The organism is Peptoniphilus sp. BV3AC2 (assembly GCF_000478945.1).
Taxonomy (GTDB): domain Bacteria; phylum Bacillota; class Clostridia; order Tissierellales; family Peptoniphilaceae; genus Peptoniphilus_B; species Peptoniphilus_B duerdenii.
Window position 1 is genome coordinate 94,398 of the sequence record NZ_AWXD01000034.1, and the last position, 17,162, is coordinate 111,559.

At 32.7% G+C, this 17,162-nt stretch carries 16 protein-coding genes; 11 read left to right on the forward strand and 5 right to left on the reverse strand.

The window, feature by feature from the left end; translation table 11 throughout:
- Nucleotides 1-120 precede the first annotated feature (120 nt).
- Both HMPREF1252_RS08965 and HMPREF1252_RS08970 read right to left on the reverse strand, forming a co-directional pair.
- Nucleotides 121-1,428 carry a sodium-dependent transporter gene (locus tag HMPREF1252_RS08965; protein WP_023060301.1) on the reverse strand — a complete coding sequence of 436 codons (1,308 nt, stop codon included), beginning with the start codon at nucleotides 1,426-1,428 and terminating at the stop codon, nucleotides 121-123.
- Nucleotides 1,429-1,496: 68 nt separating this feature from the next.
- Nucleotides 1,497-2,747, reverse strand: a complete 1,251-nt coding sequence (locus tag HMPREF1252_RS08970) for a uracil-xanthine permease family protein (protein WP_023060254.1) — start codon at nucleotides 2,745-2,747, stop codon at nucleotides 1,497-1,499.
- A 152-nt stretch (nucleotides 2,748-2,899) separates the two neighbouring features.
- On the opposite strand from HMPREF1252_RS08970, the gene HMPREF1252_RS08975 reads away from it, so the two are divergent.
- Complete coding sequence (locus tag HMPREF1252_RS08975; RefSeq protein WP_023060352.1) at nucleotides 2,900-3,304, forward strand: hypothetical protein; 405 nt, start codon at nucleotides 2,900-2,902, stop codon at nucleotides 3,302-3,304.
- Nucleotides 3,305-3,379: 75 nt separating this feature from the next.
- On the opposite strand, the gene HMPREF1252_RS08980 is transcribed toward HMPREF1252_RS08975, so the two are convergent.
- From HMPREF1252_RS08980 to HMPREF1252_RS08990, 3 genes are read right to left on the reverse strand one after another with little or no spacing between them, the layout of a single operon-like run.
- Nucleotides 3,380-5,803 (reverse strand): hypothetical protein, encoded by a 2,424-nt coding sequence (locus HMPREF1252_RS08980; protein WP_023060291.1) that lies wholly within the window; start codon nucleotides 5,801-5,803, stop codon nucleotides 3,380-3,382.
- A gap of 12 nt (nucleotides 5,804-5,815) precedes the next feature.
- The gene (locus HMPREF1252_RS08985) at nucleotides 5,816-7,870 is read right to left on the reverse strand and encodes an RND family transporter (protein ID WP_023060284.1); all 2,055 of its coding nucleotides are present in this window, start codon (nucleotides 7,868-7,870) and stop codon (nucleotides 5,816-5,818) included.
- Between the two features lie 9 nt (nucleotides 7,871-7,879).
- Nucleotides 7,880-8,422 (reverse strand): TetR/AcrR family transcriptional regulator, encoded by a 543-nt coding sequence (locus tag HMPREF1252_RS08990; protein ID WP_023060282.1) that lies wholly within the window; start codon nucleotides 8,420-8,422, stop codon nucleotides 7,880-7,882.
- Between the two features lie 254 nt (nucleotides 8,423-8,676).
- Here HMPREF1252_RS08990 and rpmH point away from each other — a divergent pair, with 254 nt between their 5' ends.
- The 10 genes from rpmH (at nucleotide 8,677) to gyrB (ending at nucleotide 17,159) form a co-directional block, all read left to right on the forward strand.
- Complete coding sequence (gene rpmH / locus HMPREF1252_RS08995) at nucleotides 8,677-8,811, forward strand: 50S ribosomal protein L34 (protein ID WP_008901184.1); 135 nt, start codon at nucleotides 8,677-8,679, stop codon at nucleotides 8,809-8,811.
- On the forward strand, nucleotides 8,811-9,131 hold the full coding sequence (gene rnpA, locus HMPREF1252_RS09000; RefSeq protein WP_023060324.1) for a ribonuclease P protein component: 321 nt from the start codon (nucleotides 8,811-8,813) through the stop codon (nucleotides 9,129-9,131). The genes rpmH and rnpA overlap by 1 nt, the downstream gene beginning before the upstream one ends.
- Nucleotides 9,128-9,343, forward strand: coding sequence for a membrane protein insertion efficiency factor YidD (gene yidD, locus HMPREF1252_RS09005; protein ID WP_081695970.1), 216 nt, complete (start codon nucleotides 9,128-9,130; stop codon nucleotides 9,341-9,343). The genes rnpA and yidD overlap by 4 nt, the downstream gene beginning before the upstream one ends.
- 9 nt (nucleotides 9,344-9,352) lie before the next feature.
- Nucleotides 9,353-10,069, forward strand: coding sequence for a YidC/Oxa1 family membrane protein insertase (locus HMPREF1252_RS09010; RefSeq protein WP_023060348.1), 717 nt, complete (start codon nucleotides 9,353-9,355; stop codon nucleotides 10,067-10,069).
- The gene (gene jag / locus HMPREF1252_RS09015) at nucleotides 10,069-10,977 is read left to right on the forward strand and encodes an RNA-binding cell elongation regulator Jag/EloR (protein WP_023060337.1); all 909 of its coding nucleotides are present in this window, start codon (nucleotides 10,069-10,071) and stop codon (nucleotides 10,975-10,977) included. The genes HMPREF1252_RS09010 and jag overlap by 1 nt, the downstream gene beginning before the upstream one ends.
- A 419-nt stretch (nucleotides 10,978-11,396) precedes the next feature.
- Nucleotides 11,397-12,740, forward strand: coding sequence for a chromosomal replication initiator protein DnaA (gene dnaA, locus HMPREF1252_RS09020; RefSeq protein WP_023060263.1), 1,344 nt, complete (start codon nucleotides 11,397-11,399; stop codon nucleotides 12,738-12,740).
- 150 nt (nucleotides 12,741-12,890) lie between these two features.
- Nucleotides 12,891-13,967, forward strand: a complete 1,077-nt coding sequence (dnaN, locus tag HMPREF1252_RS09025; RefSeq protein ID WP_008901178.1) for a DNA polymerase III subunit beta — start codon at nucleotides 12,891-12,893, stop codon at nucleotides 13,965-13,967.
- Entirely contained in the window at nucleotides 13,964-14,167 is a 204-nt protein-coding gene (locus HMPREF1252_RS09030) for an RNA-binding S4 domain-containing protein (RefSeq protein ID WP_023060253.1), read from the forward strand. The genes dnaN and HMPREF1252_RS09030 overlap by 4 nt, the downstream gene beginning before the upstream one ends.
- Nucleotides 14,164-15,249 carry a DNA replication/repair protein RecF gene (recF, locus tag HMPREF1252_RS09035; protein ID WP_023060251.1) on the forward strand — a complete coding sequence of 362 codons (1,086 nt, stop codon included), beginning with the start codon at nucleotides 14,164-14,166 and terminating at the stop codon, nucleotides 15,247-15,249. Before HMPREF1252_RS09030 ends, recF begins: the two co-directional genes overlap by 4 nt.
- On the forward strand, nucleotides 15,246-17,159 hold the full coding sequence (gene gyrB / locus HMPREF1252_RS09040) for a DNA topoisomerase (ATP-hydrolyzing) subunit B (protein ID WP_023060336.1): 1,914 nt from the start codon (nucleotides 15,246-15,248) through the stop codon (nucleotides 17,157-17,159). Before recF ends, gyrB begins: the two co-directional genes overlap by 4 nt.
- The last annotated feature ends 3 nt before the right edge of the window (nucleotides 17,160-17,162 follow it).

Below are 17,162 nucleotides of genomic sequence, written 5' to 3' on the forward strand. Positions count from 1 at the left end.
TAGAATAAAAATATTTTATTTTATTATTTTTTTAGAATTTTTAAAGTTTAATTTATTTTATAAGTTTTTACAACGATTTCATAAAAAAATCGGCACATCTTAATGCCGATTGATTTTAATTTAAAATTTTATAAATTGACTTATAAAGATTACTATTATAACTACTGGTGAGATATATTTTATACTTACTTTCATCCAGGTTCTTATAAATTTATTCTTTATATTTGCAGCGTCCATCGCTTCTTCTATTCCCCAAACATATCCTGTGAAGATTGCTATTAAGAGTACTCCTATTACTAAGATGTAGTTTGATTCTACATTGTCTATAAAGTTAAAGAATGCATCGTTATTAACTGATACATATGCGATTGCTGCTACGATTATAAATGCTATAAGGAGAGCTTTTTTTCTAGAAATATTAAACTTTTCACTAAATTGTCCTGTCACTGCTTCTAGTACTCCTACTGAAGATGTAAATGCTGCTATATAAAATCCGAAGTAGAATAGTATTGCAAGTACATTTCCATATGGAATTACATTAAATGCATTTGGTAGAGTTAAAAATGTAAGTGAAACTCCTTCTCCCGGTGTAAGTCCTGTTGCAAATACTATTGGTAGTATCATCATTCCTGCGAATATTCCTGCAAGGACTAAGGCACTACATATAATAGTAGAAGTTTTAAATATATTTTCATCTTTTTGTTTTATATATGATCCAAATACCATGGAGCCGAGCATCGCAAGTCCCAGTGCAAAGAACGCCTGACCTAGGCATGTGATTACTGATTTAATTGAAAATTTGCTTGGGTCTGGTGTAAATAGAAATCTTAATCCTTCTCCACTGGTATCAAGACTTATTGCATAGAATATTATTACAGCCATTATTGCAAATAATATTGGCATAAGTATCTTGGATAGTCTTTCGATTCCGTTTTGAATTCCAAATATAATTACCACAGCATTTAGAACTAAATTTATCATAAAGAATAGGTAGACCATATTCTTATCTGCGTTGAAATCATTAAATAGACTCACTATCATATCCTTATTAAGACCTGTGAATCCTCCAGTTAAGGATAGAGAAATATATTTTAAAATCCAAGCGTAGATTGGTGATGTATATCCAACTATTAGTATCGCTGCTAATGTATGTAGATATCCTGCGTAGTACCATTTTGTTTTTGGACTTAGAGTTTTGTATGCATCTATGGCAGTCCTTTGGGTTTTAAATCCGATAGTTACCTCTGCGGTCATAAGTGGAATTCCTATTACAAGTATTATTGCTATATACATAAATATGAATATGGCTCCACCATTTTCTCCAACTACGTATGGAAATCTCCAGAGAGATCCGATTCCTAGGGCAAGACCAATAGCCACCATTATAAAACCGACTATCGAGCTGAAGCCTTCGTTGTTTTCCTTCATAAAAAAACCTCCTTTTAATAATTATATACTAAAGGAGGCGTTTTTGAATACTTTTGTGAAAATTAATTTCACATTGTTTCTTTTTCTATTTTATTTTCATAAAGAGTAAATATTACGTTTATCAAAATTCCTACAATCGCTGCGAGTGATAGTCCTGATAGGCTTACCATGTCAGTTATTTTTATTCCTATATTAAGTCCCGCATTTGGTCCAAGTCCGATTATTATAATAGTTGCCATGGTGATTATATTTTTTAAATTATATTCCATTTTTGAATTCTTTATGGTTTTGAAACCTACAAGGGCAATCATTGAGAAGAGTATAACTGATATACCACCCATGACTGCGGTAGGAATAGTTTGTAAGAATCCTCCTATATATCCGACGCAGCCGAGAATTATTGCAAATACTGCGGCAAGTCTTAAAATAGATGGATCATAATTTTTTGTAAGGGCAAGTACACCTGTGTTTTCTCCGTAGGTTGTGTTTGCCGGTCCACCGATCATCCCCGCCATGACAGTTGCAAGTCCATCACCAAGTAGAGTTCTATTAAGTCCTGGATCTTCCATAAAGTTTTCTCCAACTACTTGAGAATTGGTTGTGATATCTCCAATATGTTCCATAAATACAGCTATGACAACTGGAGCAATGGTAAAGATTGCACCAAGGCTGAACTTAGGAAGAGTGATTGGAGGAAGATTTAAAAATTCTGCACTCTTAAGAGGAGCAAGGTCTACGATTCCAAGTTTTAAACTTAGAAGATATCCAACAGTTACAGAAATTATAATCGCAAGTTGTTTTGTAAAACCTTTTGTAAAATTGCTTAATAGGATGCATGCGGTAAAGGTTACTATTGAAACTGTGAAGTTTGAGCTTGCCATAGAAACTGCAGTAGGTAGAAGATTAAAACCTATAACTATAACCATTGGACCAACCACTTGTGCTGGAAAATATTTTGTAATTCTCTTAACCCCAATCCTTTTAATGAATAAAGATAGGATTACATAAATAAAGCCTGCCACGACGATCCCACCTTGAGCGTATGCCAAAGAACCATAGGATTTAGCGACAGACTGAATAACTGGTATAAAAGCGAAAGATGAACCTAAAAAAACAGGTACCTTCTTTTTCGTACAAAAGTGAAAAATAAGAGTACCTATCCCTGCGCACATCAGTGAAGTTGAAACATTGAACCCTGTTAAAAGGGGAACCAAAACAGTAGCACCAAACATTGCAATCATATGTTGCAAAGCTAGAGTTACTTTTTTAATAGATTTTGTAATTTCTAATGATTTGGAACTTGAATATGATTTTTCCATAATATCCTCCTTATATTCTTGACATTTTTATTAATTTTACGCCTCTTCGTGATAAATTGCAATAGTAAATTTTATCAAATTACCATGGTCTTTTTTTGTGGTATACTTAATTTGAGGCGGATACTTTATTTATTTACCATATGGAGGTAATTATGAAATTTAGAAAAGTAGTATTTGCTCTTCTAATAATGCTTTCATTAATTACTACAAGTTTAAATATTGATGCAAGAGAATTTGATAGTAAATCTATCAAAAACGACAAATCAAAAGGCGACATATATGTAGTTAACGGTGAGTACAAAAGGTTTGAGCAAATCAAGAAAACATATGGAAAGGACTTTGACTATCCAGGAGCCATCGACTATGATGACGGACAGGTAAAAGGAACTCTCCATGCGATATGCATAGACTATGACAACTTTTATGTCAATGGAACAGTAGAAGTAACCTATAGAGGTGAAGTTACTTGGTATGAAGGCTATCCAAAAGACGGTGCTTTTAGTACTGAAGATTTAAAAGCCTTAAAGGGATACTATTTAGTATTTATTAATTCATAAAAGATATCCGCCTCACTTTTTATATTTAAAAAAAGACCCCGAAGTCTTGCTCCGGAGTCAAGGTGAATTATTTTTCTATTTTATCTTTTCTATTATTCTAAATTTGGTTTCAAATCCTTCTGTTGTTCCTGTAAATGAGGATTCTTCCTTAGCTAGTCTGCTCATTTCATCTACAATTTCTTTAAATTCTGGAAGCTCTCTAGTCTTATTATCCAGTTCGTCTATTCCCTTTTGTTTAAATTCTTGTAGTTTTTCGCTAAATGTCTTCATAGCTGTATCTATCTCTACACTTCCATTTTCAAGTTTTATAGTTCCATCACTTAGTGTGTGTATGCCATCGTTTATTTTCCAAATTCCTTCCCTCATTGGTGAGATTCCTTCTGTCTTTAGTCTTGGAAAATCATTTAACATCTTAGATTTTTCTTTGAATTCATGAAGACCATTAGAGAGTTCACTTGCTCCCGAATTTAATTTTTCGGAATTGCCATCTAGTTCATTTATTGCTGAAGCAAGTTTTTCTACTCCTGCTTCACTTTCTTCTGTGCCTGCTCTTAGCTTTTGGGATCCTTCTTTTAATTGTCCTGTTGCATCATCTAATTTTACTAGAGATTCTCCAAGTTTATTTAATTCAGATAGGTCCATTCCATTTGTAACTTCTCCCATTCCTTGATCTAAGGATGCATTTACTTGACCAAGTCCTCCGGAGATTCTGCCTGCTCCAGATTCCAATTCATTTAGACTTGAAGAAAGTTTTTCCATTCCTCCATTTATTCCATTTGAAGCTGTTGCAACACTATTCATATTGGTTTTTAATACTTTTATTTGTGAAGAAATATTTCCGAGGCTTCCGCTTAGGTTTTGAAGTGATTCTAGCTTAGATCCTACACTTTTTGTAGATTCTGCGATGCCTTGTGCGTTTGCTCCTATATTTTGAGATGCTCCTGCAAGAATTTGTATTGCTTCTTGTACTTGTTCCGTAGGATTTTCCACTTGACTTAGGATTGCTATCGCATTTTGTACTTCTGCCAAGTTACTTCCTATGGATCCTGCACCTGCTCCTATATTTTGTAAATCAGAAGATACGTCTAGGTTTTGCATGCCTGCTAAATCTGCTCCAGTTATACCTTGAACTTTTGAGTTCATTTCTTGGATTGCTCCATTTAATGTCGCATTGTTTTGAGCGAGTTCATTTGCTCCTTGTGATGCTTGTTTTAATCCTTGGTGAAGACTACTTGCCCCAGTGCTCAACTCACCTATTCCAGCTTTTAATTCCATTAATTTCTTGGTAAGATTGTCCTTTAAGTCGTTTACTTTTGAAAGTTTTGATGAGCCTTCTCTAAGCTGAGAGGTTGCAATTTTTAGTTTTCCCAATCCTTCATCTAATTCTCTTGAGCCTTGTGCAAGTTTGCCTGCTCCTTCTACCATCTTGCCTGTATTTTCATTCATCATGCCCACAGCTTCTGTGTATTTTGAAATTCCTGAAGTCAGTTTAGATCCTCCATCATCCATCTTAGCTGCATATTCTGGTACTGGCTTTATCTTTTCTATTACTTCGTTAAACTTGTTTTCGAGTTCGCCAGATTTATCGTAGAGTTCTTTTGAACCATCTTCTAGCTTCTTGGCTCCGTCTCCCATCTTTGCTATTCCATTATTTAGCTCACCTTGAGCTTTAGATAGTTTTACAGATGCATCTACAAGCTTTTGGGAATTGTCTTCTAATTCTCTTACTCCGTCACGAAGTTTGTCTATGGATTCTATATCCAGTTTATTTTGGAATAGTTCGTTTGAAATCACCACATAGGCTTCTATTGGTTCATAGTCCTTTACATCCATTTCTATGGTAGAACTATTTCTAAATTCTTCCATCTGTCTTTCTTCCAATATATTTTTAAAGTTTTCTCTGAGTCCAGGAGTTAAGACAGTGGTTACTATTTCATTCTTGCCATCCTTTACGACTTTGGAATCTTTTGCTTCTATATTATATGCGATTTCTGAATCGAAACTCATGGCACTTAAAACTGTGTATGGCGCATAGATTTTTTTGTTTTTTCCACCTATCTTTTTAACTGCAAACTCTTTATTTTCTGCTGAGATTTCTATCTTTAAATGGCCTGATTTTCCTTTGAGCTCACTGGATTTCATCTCTTTTCCATCCAAAAAATATTTTATATTTACATCAATCGGAAGATCTTTCTCACTCTTTCCTTGGTAGTAAATATCCTTCTTATCTTCGTCCCATTCAATAAATCCGCCCTTTGAATCTATTTTTTCATCAGTCTTTAAATTCTTAATATCTTCAAGGTTTGTCCTGTCCTTTGTCCTTATATTTTCTTCTGAATTAAGCCAAACAGATACGGTCTTATCCCTTATCTCACCATTATTTTTAATTACATATACTGTTTCAGATTTATTTATATTGTTAGCTGCGAATGCTGTACTAGGTAGTAGCATTGAAAATACCACAGCTCCCGCAACCACTCTTTGTAAATTCTTTTTCATTCTATTCTCCTTTTAATTTAATCCCTTTGTCGTCTTTTTAATAAATGGAAATGTTACCGATATAATAGCTGGTAAAAGAAGTATTATTACCGTCATACTTATAATTGCACCTCTTGCAAGGAAGGTACAAATAGTTGAAACTATCTCCATCTTTGAATAAATTCCAACTCCAACTGTTGCAGCCATAAATGAAAGGGCTGATGTAACTATGGATTTGGAAGTTTCTTTAACTGCAATTCTAAGAGCATCATCCACTTCTCCACTTAATTCGTATTCATGTAAAAATCTATTGGTAAGAAGTATTGAATAGTCTATAGTGGATCCAAGTTGGATAACCCCGATTATTATAGAAGTTATAAATGGTATGGTTTGATTTAAATAGAAAGGAATCCCCATATTTATTTGAATTGCAAGTTCAATTGCAAGTATCAAGACTATTGGAATTCCTATGGATTTAAATACCAAAGCTATAATTAAAAAAACAATTGCAATAGATGCAATGTTTACAACCTTGAAATCCTCTGCAGATATATCGGTCAGATCATCTGTAAGCACAGCTTCTCCAGTTAAATAACCTTCCTTATCATACTTTTTGATTACATCTCTCATACTTTTTATCTGTTCTCTTACCTCATCAGAAGCGGTTTGATACTTAGAATTTGCCATTATCATCTCATATCCGCCCTTTGAGAAATTATCTCTCACCTTGTCAGGAAGCATATCCTGTGGAAGCATCACTCCAGTTACAGAATTTGTGCTTAGGACTGAATTTATACCATCTATATCTTTTAATTCATCTATAAGTCCATTTAAATCTGAATTGGAAAGATCATCTTTTACAACTATAAAATGTGTAGTTGCCATATCGTAGTCTTTTTTCATTTTATTTAGCGCAACTATTGAATCCAAATCCTGTGGAAGAGATCTATCCAAGTTATAATAGAGCTTTGTGTTTCTAGCTCCATAGACTGCAGGTATAAATAAAATTACAAACACAAGTGCTAAAACTTTTTTATGTCTAATATTGAAATCTGCAAGTTTCTCAAAAGAAGGTAAGAGTACCTTGTGGTTATATCTATTTACAAGATTTTCAACTATCAAAAGCATGGCAGGAAGAAGAGTTACCGTTACTATAAGCCCTATTAATACTCCCTTACTCATGACAAGTCCTATATCTTTTCCAAGACCTAACCTCATTAATATAAGAACGATAAATCCTGCAAAAGTGGTAAGAGAAGATGCAAATAGTGATGAAATAGTCTTTTGAATAGCCACATCCATTGCATCATATTTGTTGTCGGTTAAAGCTTTTTCTTCAACATACCTATGATATAGAAATATTGAATAGTCCATGGTTACTGCCAGCTGAAGTACCGCCGCAATTGCCTTTGTAATATAGGAAATCTCTCCTAAAAATATATTCGTTCCAAAATTATATAAAACTGCATATCCTATTGTAATTATAAATACAAATGGTATCACAGTGGATTCATTTGTAAGAGCCAATATAATAATTCCTAGCGCAACAGCTAATAGAACATATATAGGAGTCTCGTTATCTATAATTTCTTTAGTATCTTTAACTAGGGATGAAATCCCACTTAAATATTTTTGATTGGACTCTATATTTTTTATTTGATCAATTGCAGACATGGTCGTAAAAGAAGATGCGGACTCGCTAAATTTTACTATCATAAGGGTAGATCCATTGGCATAGAAAACATTTTGTAAATCTTCTGGCAGAAAATCTTTTGGAATCATATCTCCTAAAGTAGAAGATTTAGATATGACATCCTCAACACCATCGATCTTTAAAATCTCTTCTCTTAGAGCATCTGCCTCATGGTCAGTACCTTCCAATATAAGCATACCAGTGGCTGCATTTTTAAACTCGCTATCTAAAATTTTTTGACCCTGTGTAGACTTTAGATCGTCAGGAAGGTAGGTCAAAATATCATAATTTACTCCCGTCAATTTATAACTGATAAAAGAGGGAATAAGAAGAAAACTCATCACTAAAAATACAATTTTCGGATGATGAGATATAAATTTTGTAAATTTTTTCATTTAATCACTCTATCTAAATATTTTTTCTAGTATTTTAAAAAGTATTGGTTTCATCTCGTCTATAGTTAAGACTGAGTCTTCGTTTAAAGAAGATTTACAAGTTGAAAGCACTATATGAAAAGTAAGAGAGATTATAAAAATCTGCTCAGATTCAGAAAGTTTAACATTGAATAGAGAATCGAATCTGTTAAGTATAAACTTCAAAGTGTTTTCAGCTTCTTCAAATCTGCTATCATTTTCTACTTTGGCATACAGTGCCCAGTTCGCATTTTTTGAAATGAGCTCTAGTTCGAGAGGGTCTTTTAAGAGCTCATCTATAAGATAGCTTACAAAAGAAATATATCTGTCAGATGCATTTTCTTCTTTACACTGGACTTCTGCCTTGTAGATTAAATCCGTAAGAATATCTAGTACTATCTTTTCTTCGAGACTATTCTTGTCATTGAAGTACAGATAGAAAGTTCCTAGACCAAGTCCAGATTCACTCATAATATCTCTAATGGAAGTCTTGTCTATTCCTTTTTCTCTAAAGGACTTAAGAGCAGCATCCATGATAGTTTTTTCTTTATTTTTTTCTTTTCCATAATAACCTCCAATCTAATGAACATAGTTCAGTTTTATAATATATTACTCTTTCCGTGAACAATGTTCAATATACTTTATTATATTTCAAAAAAATTTCACATATTTATATTTTTCCATTTAAATTATCTAAATATCCCTAAATCTTCTTATTTCATAAGCTTTTCATTGACAAATTATCATTTCATTGTATATAATTTTAAGATGGGAAAGGAGGGAAAATAATGAAGAGAACTTATCAACCAAAAAACAAACAAAGAAAAAGAGAACACGGCTTCAGAGCTAGAATGAGAACTAAATCAGGTAGAGCTGTAATAAGAGCTAGAAGAAGAAAGGGAAGAAAGAAACTTTCAGCATAATGCAAGAAATTTTAAAAAAAGATAGGGATTTTCAAAAGGTCTATAAAAAAAAGAATGTAACTGGAAATAGAGTCTTCACCATGTTTTTAAATAAAAATAACCTTCCTATTACTAGGGTCGGTTTCGTCATTACCAAGAAGTTTGGCAATGCGGTCACTAGAAACAAATTTAAGAGAAGACTTAGAATGATTTTAAGAGATTATGATCTAAAACCGGGATATGATGTTATCCTAATTTTAAAAAAGGATAAGTCCTACATAGATTATAGTGAGCTTAAGAGATCTTTTGAACATGTTCTTAGAAAGAAGGGTCTTATTTGAATAAAATAGTTCTTTTGATGATTAAGTTTTATCAAAAGGTTATATCGAAGTATCTACTGCCAGGAAGGCACTGTAGATTTGAACCCACATGTTCCGAATATGCAAGACTTGCTTTTACGAAGTATGGTTTTTTTAAAGCCTTATATCTTAGTACTTATCGTATACTTAGATGTAATCCATTTTGTAAAGGTGGTTATGATCCCCTTCCATAAGGAGAATAAATGAACACAATTAGTACAATTTTAGGTATCTTTTTTAGATTTATCTACGATGTTCTTTCTAAAGGATTTCCAGAACCTAAAAGCATTTCTTTCTTTGCTATTACGATTATCATATCCACTTTTATCATTAGAGTTTTGATGCTACCTATTGGTATTTCTCAAATGAGAAACCAAAAGAAGATGGCAGAGTTACAACCAGAACTTGAAAAGATCCAAACAAAATACAAAAGTGATCCTCAAACTTTGGCTGCTAAACAAAGACAACTCTACAAAGATGCAAACTACAATATGCTTAGTGGATGTCTTCCTATGATCGTTCAAATGATGGTTCTTATTGGATTTTATAGAGTATTCTATGATCCAGCGACCTATGTGTTTAAAGAACCTGGACTATACGATAGCATTGCAAAGAATTTTTTCTATATTAAAGATATAGATCTTAAAGATACAACCCTTATTCTGCCAATAGTTGCAGCTGTTACTACATTTTTATCTTCATGGATAACACAAAACTCAACAGCTAATAAAGCAAGTCAAACAGCACAATCTCAATCAATGATGAATACTATGACTTTAGTTATGCCTGTTATGATCTTTATGATGGGTAGGAACTTTGCATCAGCATTGGTCCTTTATTGGACAGTTTCTAACTTATTCCAAGTTTTACAACAACTGATTCAGAATGTTATCATCAAGCGTGAAGTGGAGGGTGTATAATGAATTATGTAATTACTACAGGACGTAGTGTAGATGAAGCAGTAGAAGATGCTCTTAAAAAGCTAAAACTAAAAAAAGAGGATGTAACTGTAGAAGTTCTACAAGAAGCTTCCAAAGGTTTCTTAGGATTTGGACAAAAGGACGCTGCAGTTAAGGTATCTAAAAAAGAAGATACAGAAGATATTTTAAAAGAGATTTTTAGCGAAGAATTTGAATCCGAGAAGAGCAAAAGTTCTAAATTTGAAAACAAAACTAGAAATAAGGTAAAATCTGAACCTAAATTTTCTAAATCTGAAGAATTAAGTAACGATAAACCTGAAGTTACAGAAGAAGTTAAAGTAGAAGTTCATGAAGTTAAATCTTGTGATACTTCTAAAGCTTTAGATGAAAAAGTAGAAACAGAAGATTCAGAAAATATCGAAGAAGCTGAAGCTAACTTTGATATAGAAAAGTTTACCGAAATTTCTAATGAATTTATCGATAAAATATTAAAACCACTTGAAATTAAGTACGACACAGACATTACTATGGATAAAAATGTACTTAATGTAAATATTCTAGGTAATGAAAAAGATCTTGGAATAGTAATTGGAAAAAGAGGTACAACCCTTGATTCAATCCAATATATTCTAAGTCTTATTATAAATAAACATTCCGACAGTTTCGTAAGAGTTATAGTTGACTCCTCTGGATACAGAGAAAAGAGAAAGAACACTCTTATAAGCCTTGCAGAAAAGACTGCCAACCGTGCTTTAAGAACCGGAAGACCAGCTAAACTTGAACCTATGAATGCACACGAAAGAAAGATAATCCACGAAGCCCTAAAGGATTTCGAAGGAGTATTTACTCATTCAGAAGGTCAAGAACCTAATAGAAGAATAGTGGTACAAATAAAAAAAGAATATTGAGATAATTTTTATATTCCCTGGATTTATCCGGGGAATTTTTTTATATTTTTTTATATATTTTTTATGTTTTTTTAAATTTTTTTAAATATTTTTTCCACATCTTAAAGTTTTACATTGTTGATAACTTACCATTTATTTGATAAAATATACATAGTTATAAGAAAAAGTTGTGGATAGAAAAATTACTTGTTGATATTGCGGAGTTATTAACAAATTGTGTATAAAATGTTAATAAACTCCTTTTTTAAGCTTAATATTTTTATTTTTTTAGATTTTATAAGGAATATTCATATTATTTTTCCACAGTTTACTTATAAACAGCTGTTGATATTTTAAATTATACACAATTTAGTACACATCTGTGGATAGGTTTTTAACAGTTTTTTTATCAACAGGTAAAATTTTTAAATGGAGGAAGTATGGAACAAGATATTTCAAAAATTTGGGAAAATTTTATGAAGCTTTTGAGACAAAATTCTAGAAGTGAAATTTCATTTTCTACTTGGTTTCAAAGAATGGTACCCAAAGAAATAGACAAGAATAATAACAAATTTATTATTACTGTACCTAATGAGTTTATAAAAAACTATCTGTCTAATTCTGATTTGAATATGAAACTACTTTCTAAATGTATGTATGAAGCATCCGGCATAGCTTATGAAATAGAGATTCTTGCAGGAGACGACGAAGATCCTAGTAGTTCTCTTCCTATTGAAGATGCTTTTGAAAAATCCAGACTCAACCCTAAGTATATTTTTGAGAATTTCATAGTTGGAAAGAGCAATGAATTTGCCCATGCAGCTTCACTTGCTGCTGCAGAATCCTACGAAAATCCTGAGGCTGCTCATTCCAATCCGCTTTTTATCTATGGTGGTGTAGGTCTTGGTAAGACTCACCTTATGCAGGCTATAGGTCATTTTGTACTACAACAAGACATTTCAAAAAAAGTTTTGTATGTAACTTCTGAACAGTTTATGAATGAACTTATAGACTCTATAAAAAATGGTAGAAACGAAGAATTCAGAAGAAAATATCGCTCAGTAGACCTACTTTTAATCGACGACATCCAATTTATTGCGGATAAAGAATCTACTCAAGAAGAATTTTTCCATACATTTAATGCACTTCACGGTGCAAATAAACAGATAGTTCTAACTTCAGATAAACCGCCTAAAGATATAAAATCCTTGAAAGAAAGGCTGGTATCTAGATTTGCATGGGGACTTGTGGTAGATATTGGACCACCGGATTTAGAAACTAGGATTGCAATTTTAAGAGCAAAATCAGATAGTGAAGGATTCGATGTACCTGAAAATGTAATTAACTACATCGCAGAAAATGTTAGAAGTAATATTCGTGAACTTGAAGGCGCTCTTACTAGGGTCAAGGCATTCTCAAAACTTACAAAAGGTGTAATCACAGAAGATATTGCTAAACAGGCGATAAAAGATATTTACAAGGTAAAAACTGTAAGAGTTGTAGATGCGAAGAGAATAAAAGAAGTAATCTCTAAAAATTACAACATTACTATCGACGATATACTCTCTTCTAAGAGAACTGCAAATATAGCATTTCCAAGACAGATTGCAATGTATCTAACGAGGACTCTTACTGATCTTTCACTACCGATGATTGGACAGGAATTTGGCGGTAGAGATCATACTACAGTTATGTATGCCATAAATAAAATTGACACTAGAATTAAAAAAGATGCGGAATTTAGTATAGAGGTTCAAGGTCTTATAAAAGAGATCAAAAAATAGTTTTGTGGATAGATTTACATCTTATTAAAATTCTTTCCACAACTTATTAAATTGAATTTGTTAATGAATAGAGTGGCTAGGTATAGTTTTCCACATACTAACAGCTACTACTACTAATACTAATAATTTATATATTATATTGGAGGAAATATGAAATTTAGAGCTTCGAAACAAGAATTATCTAAACATATCCAAATTGCACAGAGAGCAGTTTCATCGAGAACTACTATGCAAATACTAGAAGGGCTTCTTCTAATTGCAAAGGACAATACCCTTACACTTATAGGAACTGACACAGATTTAACTATCATAAGTACCATGGCTTGTATAGTTGAAGAAGAAGGTGAAGTGGTAGTAAACTCTAGACTATTTGGAGATATCATTAGAAAACTAGAAGATTCATTCGTAGATATTACACTTAAAGATTTAAACTTAAATATAGTTTGTAAAAATTCAGATTTTAACATCAACTGTCAAAGTTCCAAAGAATTCCCTAGAAATCTAAACTTTGAAGATAAAGGTTCATTTACTATGAAGGAAGAAGATTTAAAAGAGGCTATTAGAAAGACTACTTTTGCAGTTTCAATAGAAGAAACTAGAAAGATCTTCACAGGAGTATTTATGGATTGCAAGGAAGATATATCCTTTGTAGCACTAGATGGATTTAGAATGGCAAGGGAAAGAATAGCAATTTCTACTGAACCTTCTGAATCTATAATCCCTGCAAACCACTTAAATGAACTTCAAAAAATTCTAGGTTCTGGAGATGTTAAGATAACTATCGGTGAAAGAAAGATACTTTTTGAAACAAATAATACAAAAATCTACTCAACACTATATAGTGGAGAATATTTCAATTACAAAGATTTAATTAGAAAAAGTCACACCACAGAAGTAAAGATAAATAGAGAAATGTTCCAAACTAGTATTGAAAGAGCATCTCTTCTAGCTAAGGAAGAAAGATCCAACTTAATTAAGTTAAATATTGCTGATAACAGGGTTAAAATCTCATCTAATACAGAAATCGGAAATGTAGAAGAAGTATTGGAATGTGAAATAAACGGTCCTGGACTAGATATAGCATTTAACTCAAAATACCTACTAGATGGTATAAAGATTATGGATGAAGATGAAATCGTACTAAACTTCACAGATTCAATAAATCCACTAATAATAAACGAAAAATCCTATACCTACCTAGTACTTCCTGTAAGGCTTGCAAATTGACAAATATAACATTAGAAGAAGAATTTATAAAACTGGATTCTCTACTTAAAATCACCCTTGGAATTACTGGAGGAATGGCAAAAAATATAATTCAAGACGGTGAGGTTAAAGTCGATGGTGAAGTTGAGACGAGAAGAGGAAAAAAGATTTATAAAGGAAGCACAGTAGAAGCATTAGGAGAAGTGTTTGTAATAGAATGAAGCTAAAATCTCTTCAACTTATAAATTTTAGAAATTACGAAGATTTAAAACTAATCCCAAGCGAGACTCTAAACCTATTTGTAGGTAAGAATGCTCAGGGCAAGACCAATTTAATAGAATCTATAGCAGTCTCTATAAGTGGATCTTCTTTTAGAACTTCAAAAAATGCGGAGATGATTGAACTTGGAAATATAAGCTCCAATATAATTTCTGAAATTGAGAAGAAGGGACGATTGGAAAAGAGATCTATCTACATAGATTCTTCGGGAATTAAACATTCCATAAATGGCAAAATCACAACCCTAAAAGATTTTACAAAGAGTTCCGCTGCTGTAATCTTTAAACCTGATGATCTATATATAATTAAAAATTCTCCATCTGATAGGAGAAGGTACTTAGATGATATAATTTCAAATTTGGATTCTATATACAGGTACAATTTAAATTCCTACAAAAAGGTACTCTACGAAAAAAACAAAGCTTTAAAAGTAAATAATAACGACACTTTACTTGATATTTACGATAGGCAACTGTCTAAATTTGCCTCTGAAATACTAATAAAGAGGTTAAATATTATTAAAATTTTAGAAAGTTATGCAAAAGAGTACTACAAAACCCTTTCTGGATGCGATTTTAAAATAACCTATCTGTCTACCATAAATCTAAAGAAGACTAGAGAAGAATTGGTAGAAGAATTTTTAAATGCACTTAGATCAAGAAGACATATAGATAAGAGAAAATTATACACAAGCATAGGACCTCATAGGGACGATATAGATTTTAAAATAAACGACAAATCCGTCAAGAGTTTTGGATCCCAGGGAGAGATAAGGTCTTCCATATTGGTTCTAAAACTAGCGGAGCTAAAATATATTTTAAACGTATTAAATATAACTCCTGTACTACTTTTAGATGATGTGCTTTCAGAACTTGACAGCACAAGAAGGGATGCCCTTCTCACATCTATTGAAGGAATACAGACATTTATCACAAGTACAAATTCGGAGATCATCGATTCATATATAGATGATAATTCAAAAGTATTTATGATTGAAAATGGAAAATATAAGGAGATAAAATGACGAACAACAGGCATTATGGAGCTGGTGATATCCAAGTCTTAACAGGTCTTGAACCAGTAAGATTAAGACCAGGGATGTACATCGGTTCAACAGGTCCAAAAGGACTCCACCACTTAATCTATGAAGTGGTAGATAACTCTATCGACGAAGCACTACAAGGAATGTGCGACACCATAGAAGTTACAATTTTAAAAGATGGTTCCGTGTCCGTTAGCGATAATGGATCAGGAATTCCAGTAGAAAAACATCCTCAAACTGGTAAGAGTACCGTTGAAACTGTACTTACAATACTCCACGCTGGAGGTAAGTTTAAAGAAGGAGCATACAAAGTTTCCGGAGGACTTCACGGTGTAGGGGTTTCAGTTGTAAACGCACTATCTACCAAACTTGTAGCAGAAGTAAAGAGAAATAAAAAATTATATAGACAAGAATTTTCTAGAGGTGTTCCTCAAACTGAACTTGAAGTTGTAGAAGAATTAAAAGAAGATGTAACTGGAACTACTATAATATTCCATCCAGATCCAGAAATATTCGAAACTGTAGAGTTTGAATTTGAAGTTTTGGAAAAGAGATTTAGAGAAATGGCATTTTTAAATAAGAATGTCAAAATAATCTTCACAGACGAAAGAGTGGACAGACAAGAAATCTTCCACTACGAAGGTGGAATCAAATCCTTTGTAGAATATATAAATAGAAAAAAGACCAAGATTCACAAGGATGTAATCTACTTTGAAGAATTATCTGAAAACACTCAAGTAGAAGTAGCTATCCAATATACAGATTCATATTCAGAAAATGTACTAACCTTTGCAAACAATATAAATACTGAAGAAGGTGGTACTCACCTAAGTGGTTTTAGAGCATCTGTTACTAGAACTATAAATGACTACGGTAGAAAATATAATATTATAAAGGAAAAGGAAGAAAATCTATCTGGAGACGACGTAAGAGAAGGAATGACTGCAATAATTTCAGTTAAGATTCCAAATCCACAGTTCGAAGGACAAACCAAGTCCAAACTCGGTAACTCTGAAACGAGAGGAATAGTGGATGGAGTAGTTTCTAACGGACTTACAGCGTACTTAGAAGAAAATCCAAAAGTAGCTAAGATTATACTTGATAAAGCTCTCCAAGCTAGACGTGCAAGAGAAGCAGCTAGAAAGGCAAGGGATTTAACTCGTAAGAGATCCATCCTAGATTCTATGACCTTACCAGGAAAATTAAAGGACTGTCACGAATCAGATATTTCTGTAAACGAAATATTCTTAGTCGAAGGGGACAGTGCGGGTGGTACAGCAAAGGACGGAAGAGATTCCAACATTCAAGCAGTACTTCCACTTAGAGGTAAGATTATGAACGTTGAAAAGGCAAGACTTGATAAAATTCTAAACTCAGACGAAATAAAAGCGATGATCACAGCCTTTGGAACTGGAATCGACAAAGAATTTGATATAAATAATCTAAGATATGGAAAGATTATAATTATGACGGATGCCGACGTAGACGGTGCCCACATAATGACACTTCTTTTGACATTCTTCTTTAGACATATGAAACCACTTATTGAACATGGTCATATATATGTAGCTAAGCCACCTCTTTATGGAGTTAAGAGAGGAGAAAAAGTTATAAGATACTGCTATGACGATGAAGAACTAGAAAGTGCTTTAAATGAACTTGGAAGAGATAAAAACTATAAAATAGCTAGGTACAAAGGTCTTGGGGAAATGAACGCAGAACAACTTTGGGAAACTACCATGAACCCGGACAGCAGAATTCTATTAAGAGTAAATATAGAAGACGTACTAGATGCGGACGATGTATTCTCAACCCTAATGGGAGTGGATGTAGAACCTAGAAGAGAATTTATTGAAGAAAATGCAAAATATGCAGAAAATATAGACGCGTGAGGT

Coding starts and splice junctions, on each gene's coding strand:
- HMPREF1252_RS08965 (WP_023060301.1), bottom strand. CDS start 1,428: ATGAAGGAAAACAACGAAGGCTTCAGCTCGATAGTCGGTTTTATAATG.
- HMPREF1252_RS08970 (WP_023060254.1), bottom strand. CDS start 2,747: ATGGAAAAATCATATTCAAGTTCCAAATCATTAGAAATTACAAAATCT.
- HMPREF1252_RS08975 (WP_023060352.1), top strand. CDS start 2,900: ATGAAATTTAGAAAAGTAGTATTTGCTCTTCTAATAATGCTTTCATTA.
- HMPREF1252_RS08980 (WP_023060291.1), bottom strand. CDS start 5,803: ATGAAAAAGAATTTACAAAGAGTGGTTGCGGGAGCTGTGGTATTTTCA.
- HMPREF1252_RS08985 (WP_023060284.1), bottom strand. CDS start 7,870: ATGAAAAAATTTACAAAATTTATATCTCATCATCCGAAAATTGTATTT.
- HMPREF1252_RS08990 (WP_023060282.1), bottom strand. CDS start 8,422: ATGGATGCTGCTCTTAAGTCCTTTAGAGAAAAAGGAATAGACAAGACT.
- rpmH (WP_008901184.1), top strand. CDS start 8,677: ATGAAGAGAACTTATCAACCAAAAAACAAACAAAGAAAAAGAGAACAC.
- rnpA (WP_023060324.1), top strand. CDS start 8,811: ATGCAAGAAATTTTAAAAAAAGATAGGGATTTTCAAAAGGTCTATAAA.
- HMPREF1252_RS09010 (WP_023060348.1), top strand. CDS start 9,353: ATGAACACAATTAGTACAATTTTAGGTATCTTTTTTAGATTTATCTAC.
- jag (WP_023060337.1), top strand. CDS start 10,069: ATGAATTATGTAATTACTACAGGACGTAGTGTAGATGAAGCAGTAGAA.
- dnaA (WP_023060263.1), top strand. CDS start 11,397: ATGGAACAAGATATTTCAAAAATTTGGGAAAATTTTATGAAGCTTTTG.
- dnaN (WP_008901178.1), top strand. CDS start 12,891: ATGAAATTTAGAGCTTCGAAACAAGAATTATCTAAACATATCCAAATT.
- recF (WP_023060251.1), top strand. CDS start 14,164: ATGAAGCTAAAATCTCTTCAACTTATAAATTTTAGAAATTACGAAGAT.
- gyrB (WP_023060336.1), top strand. CDS start 15,246: ATGACGAACAACAGGCATTATGGAGCTGGTGATATCCAAGTCTTAACA.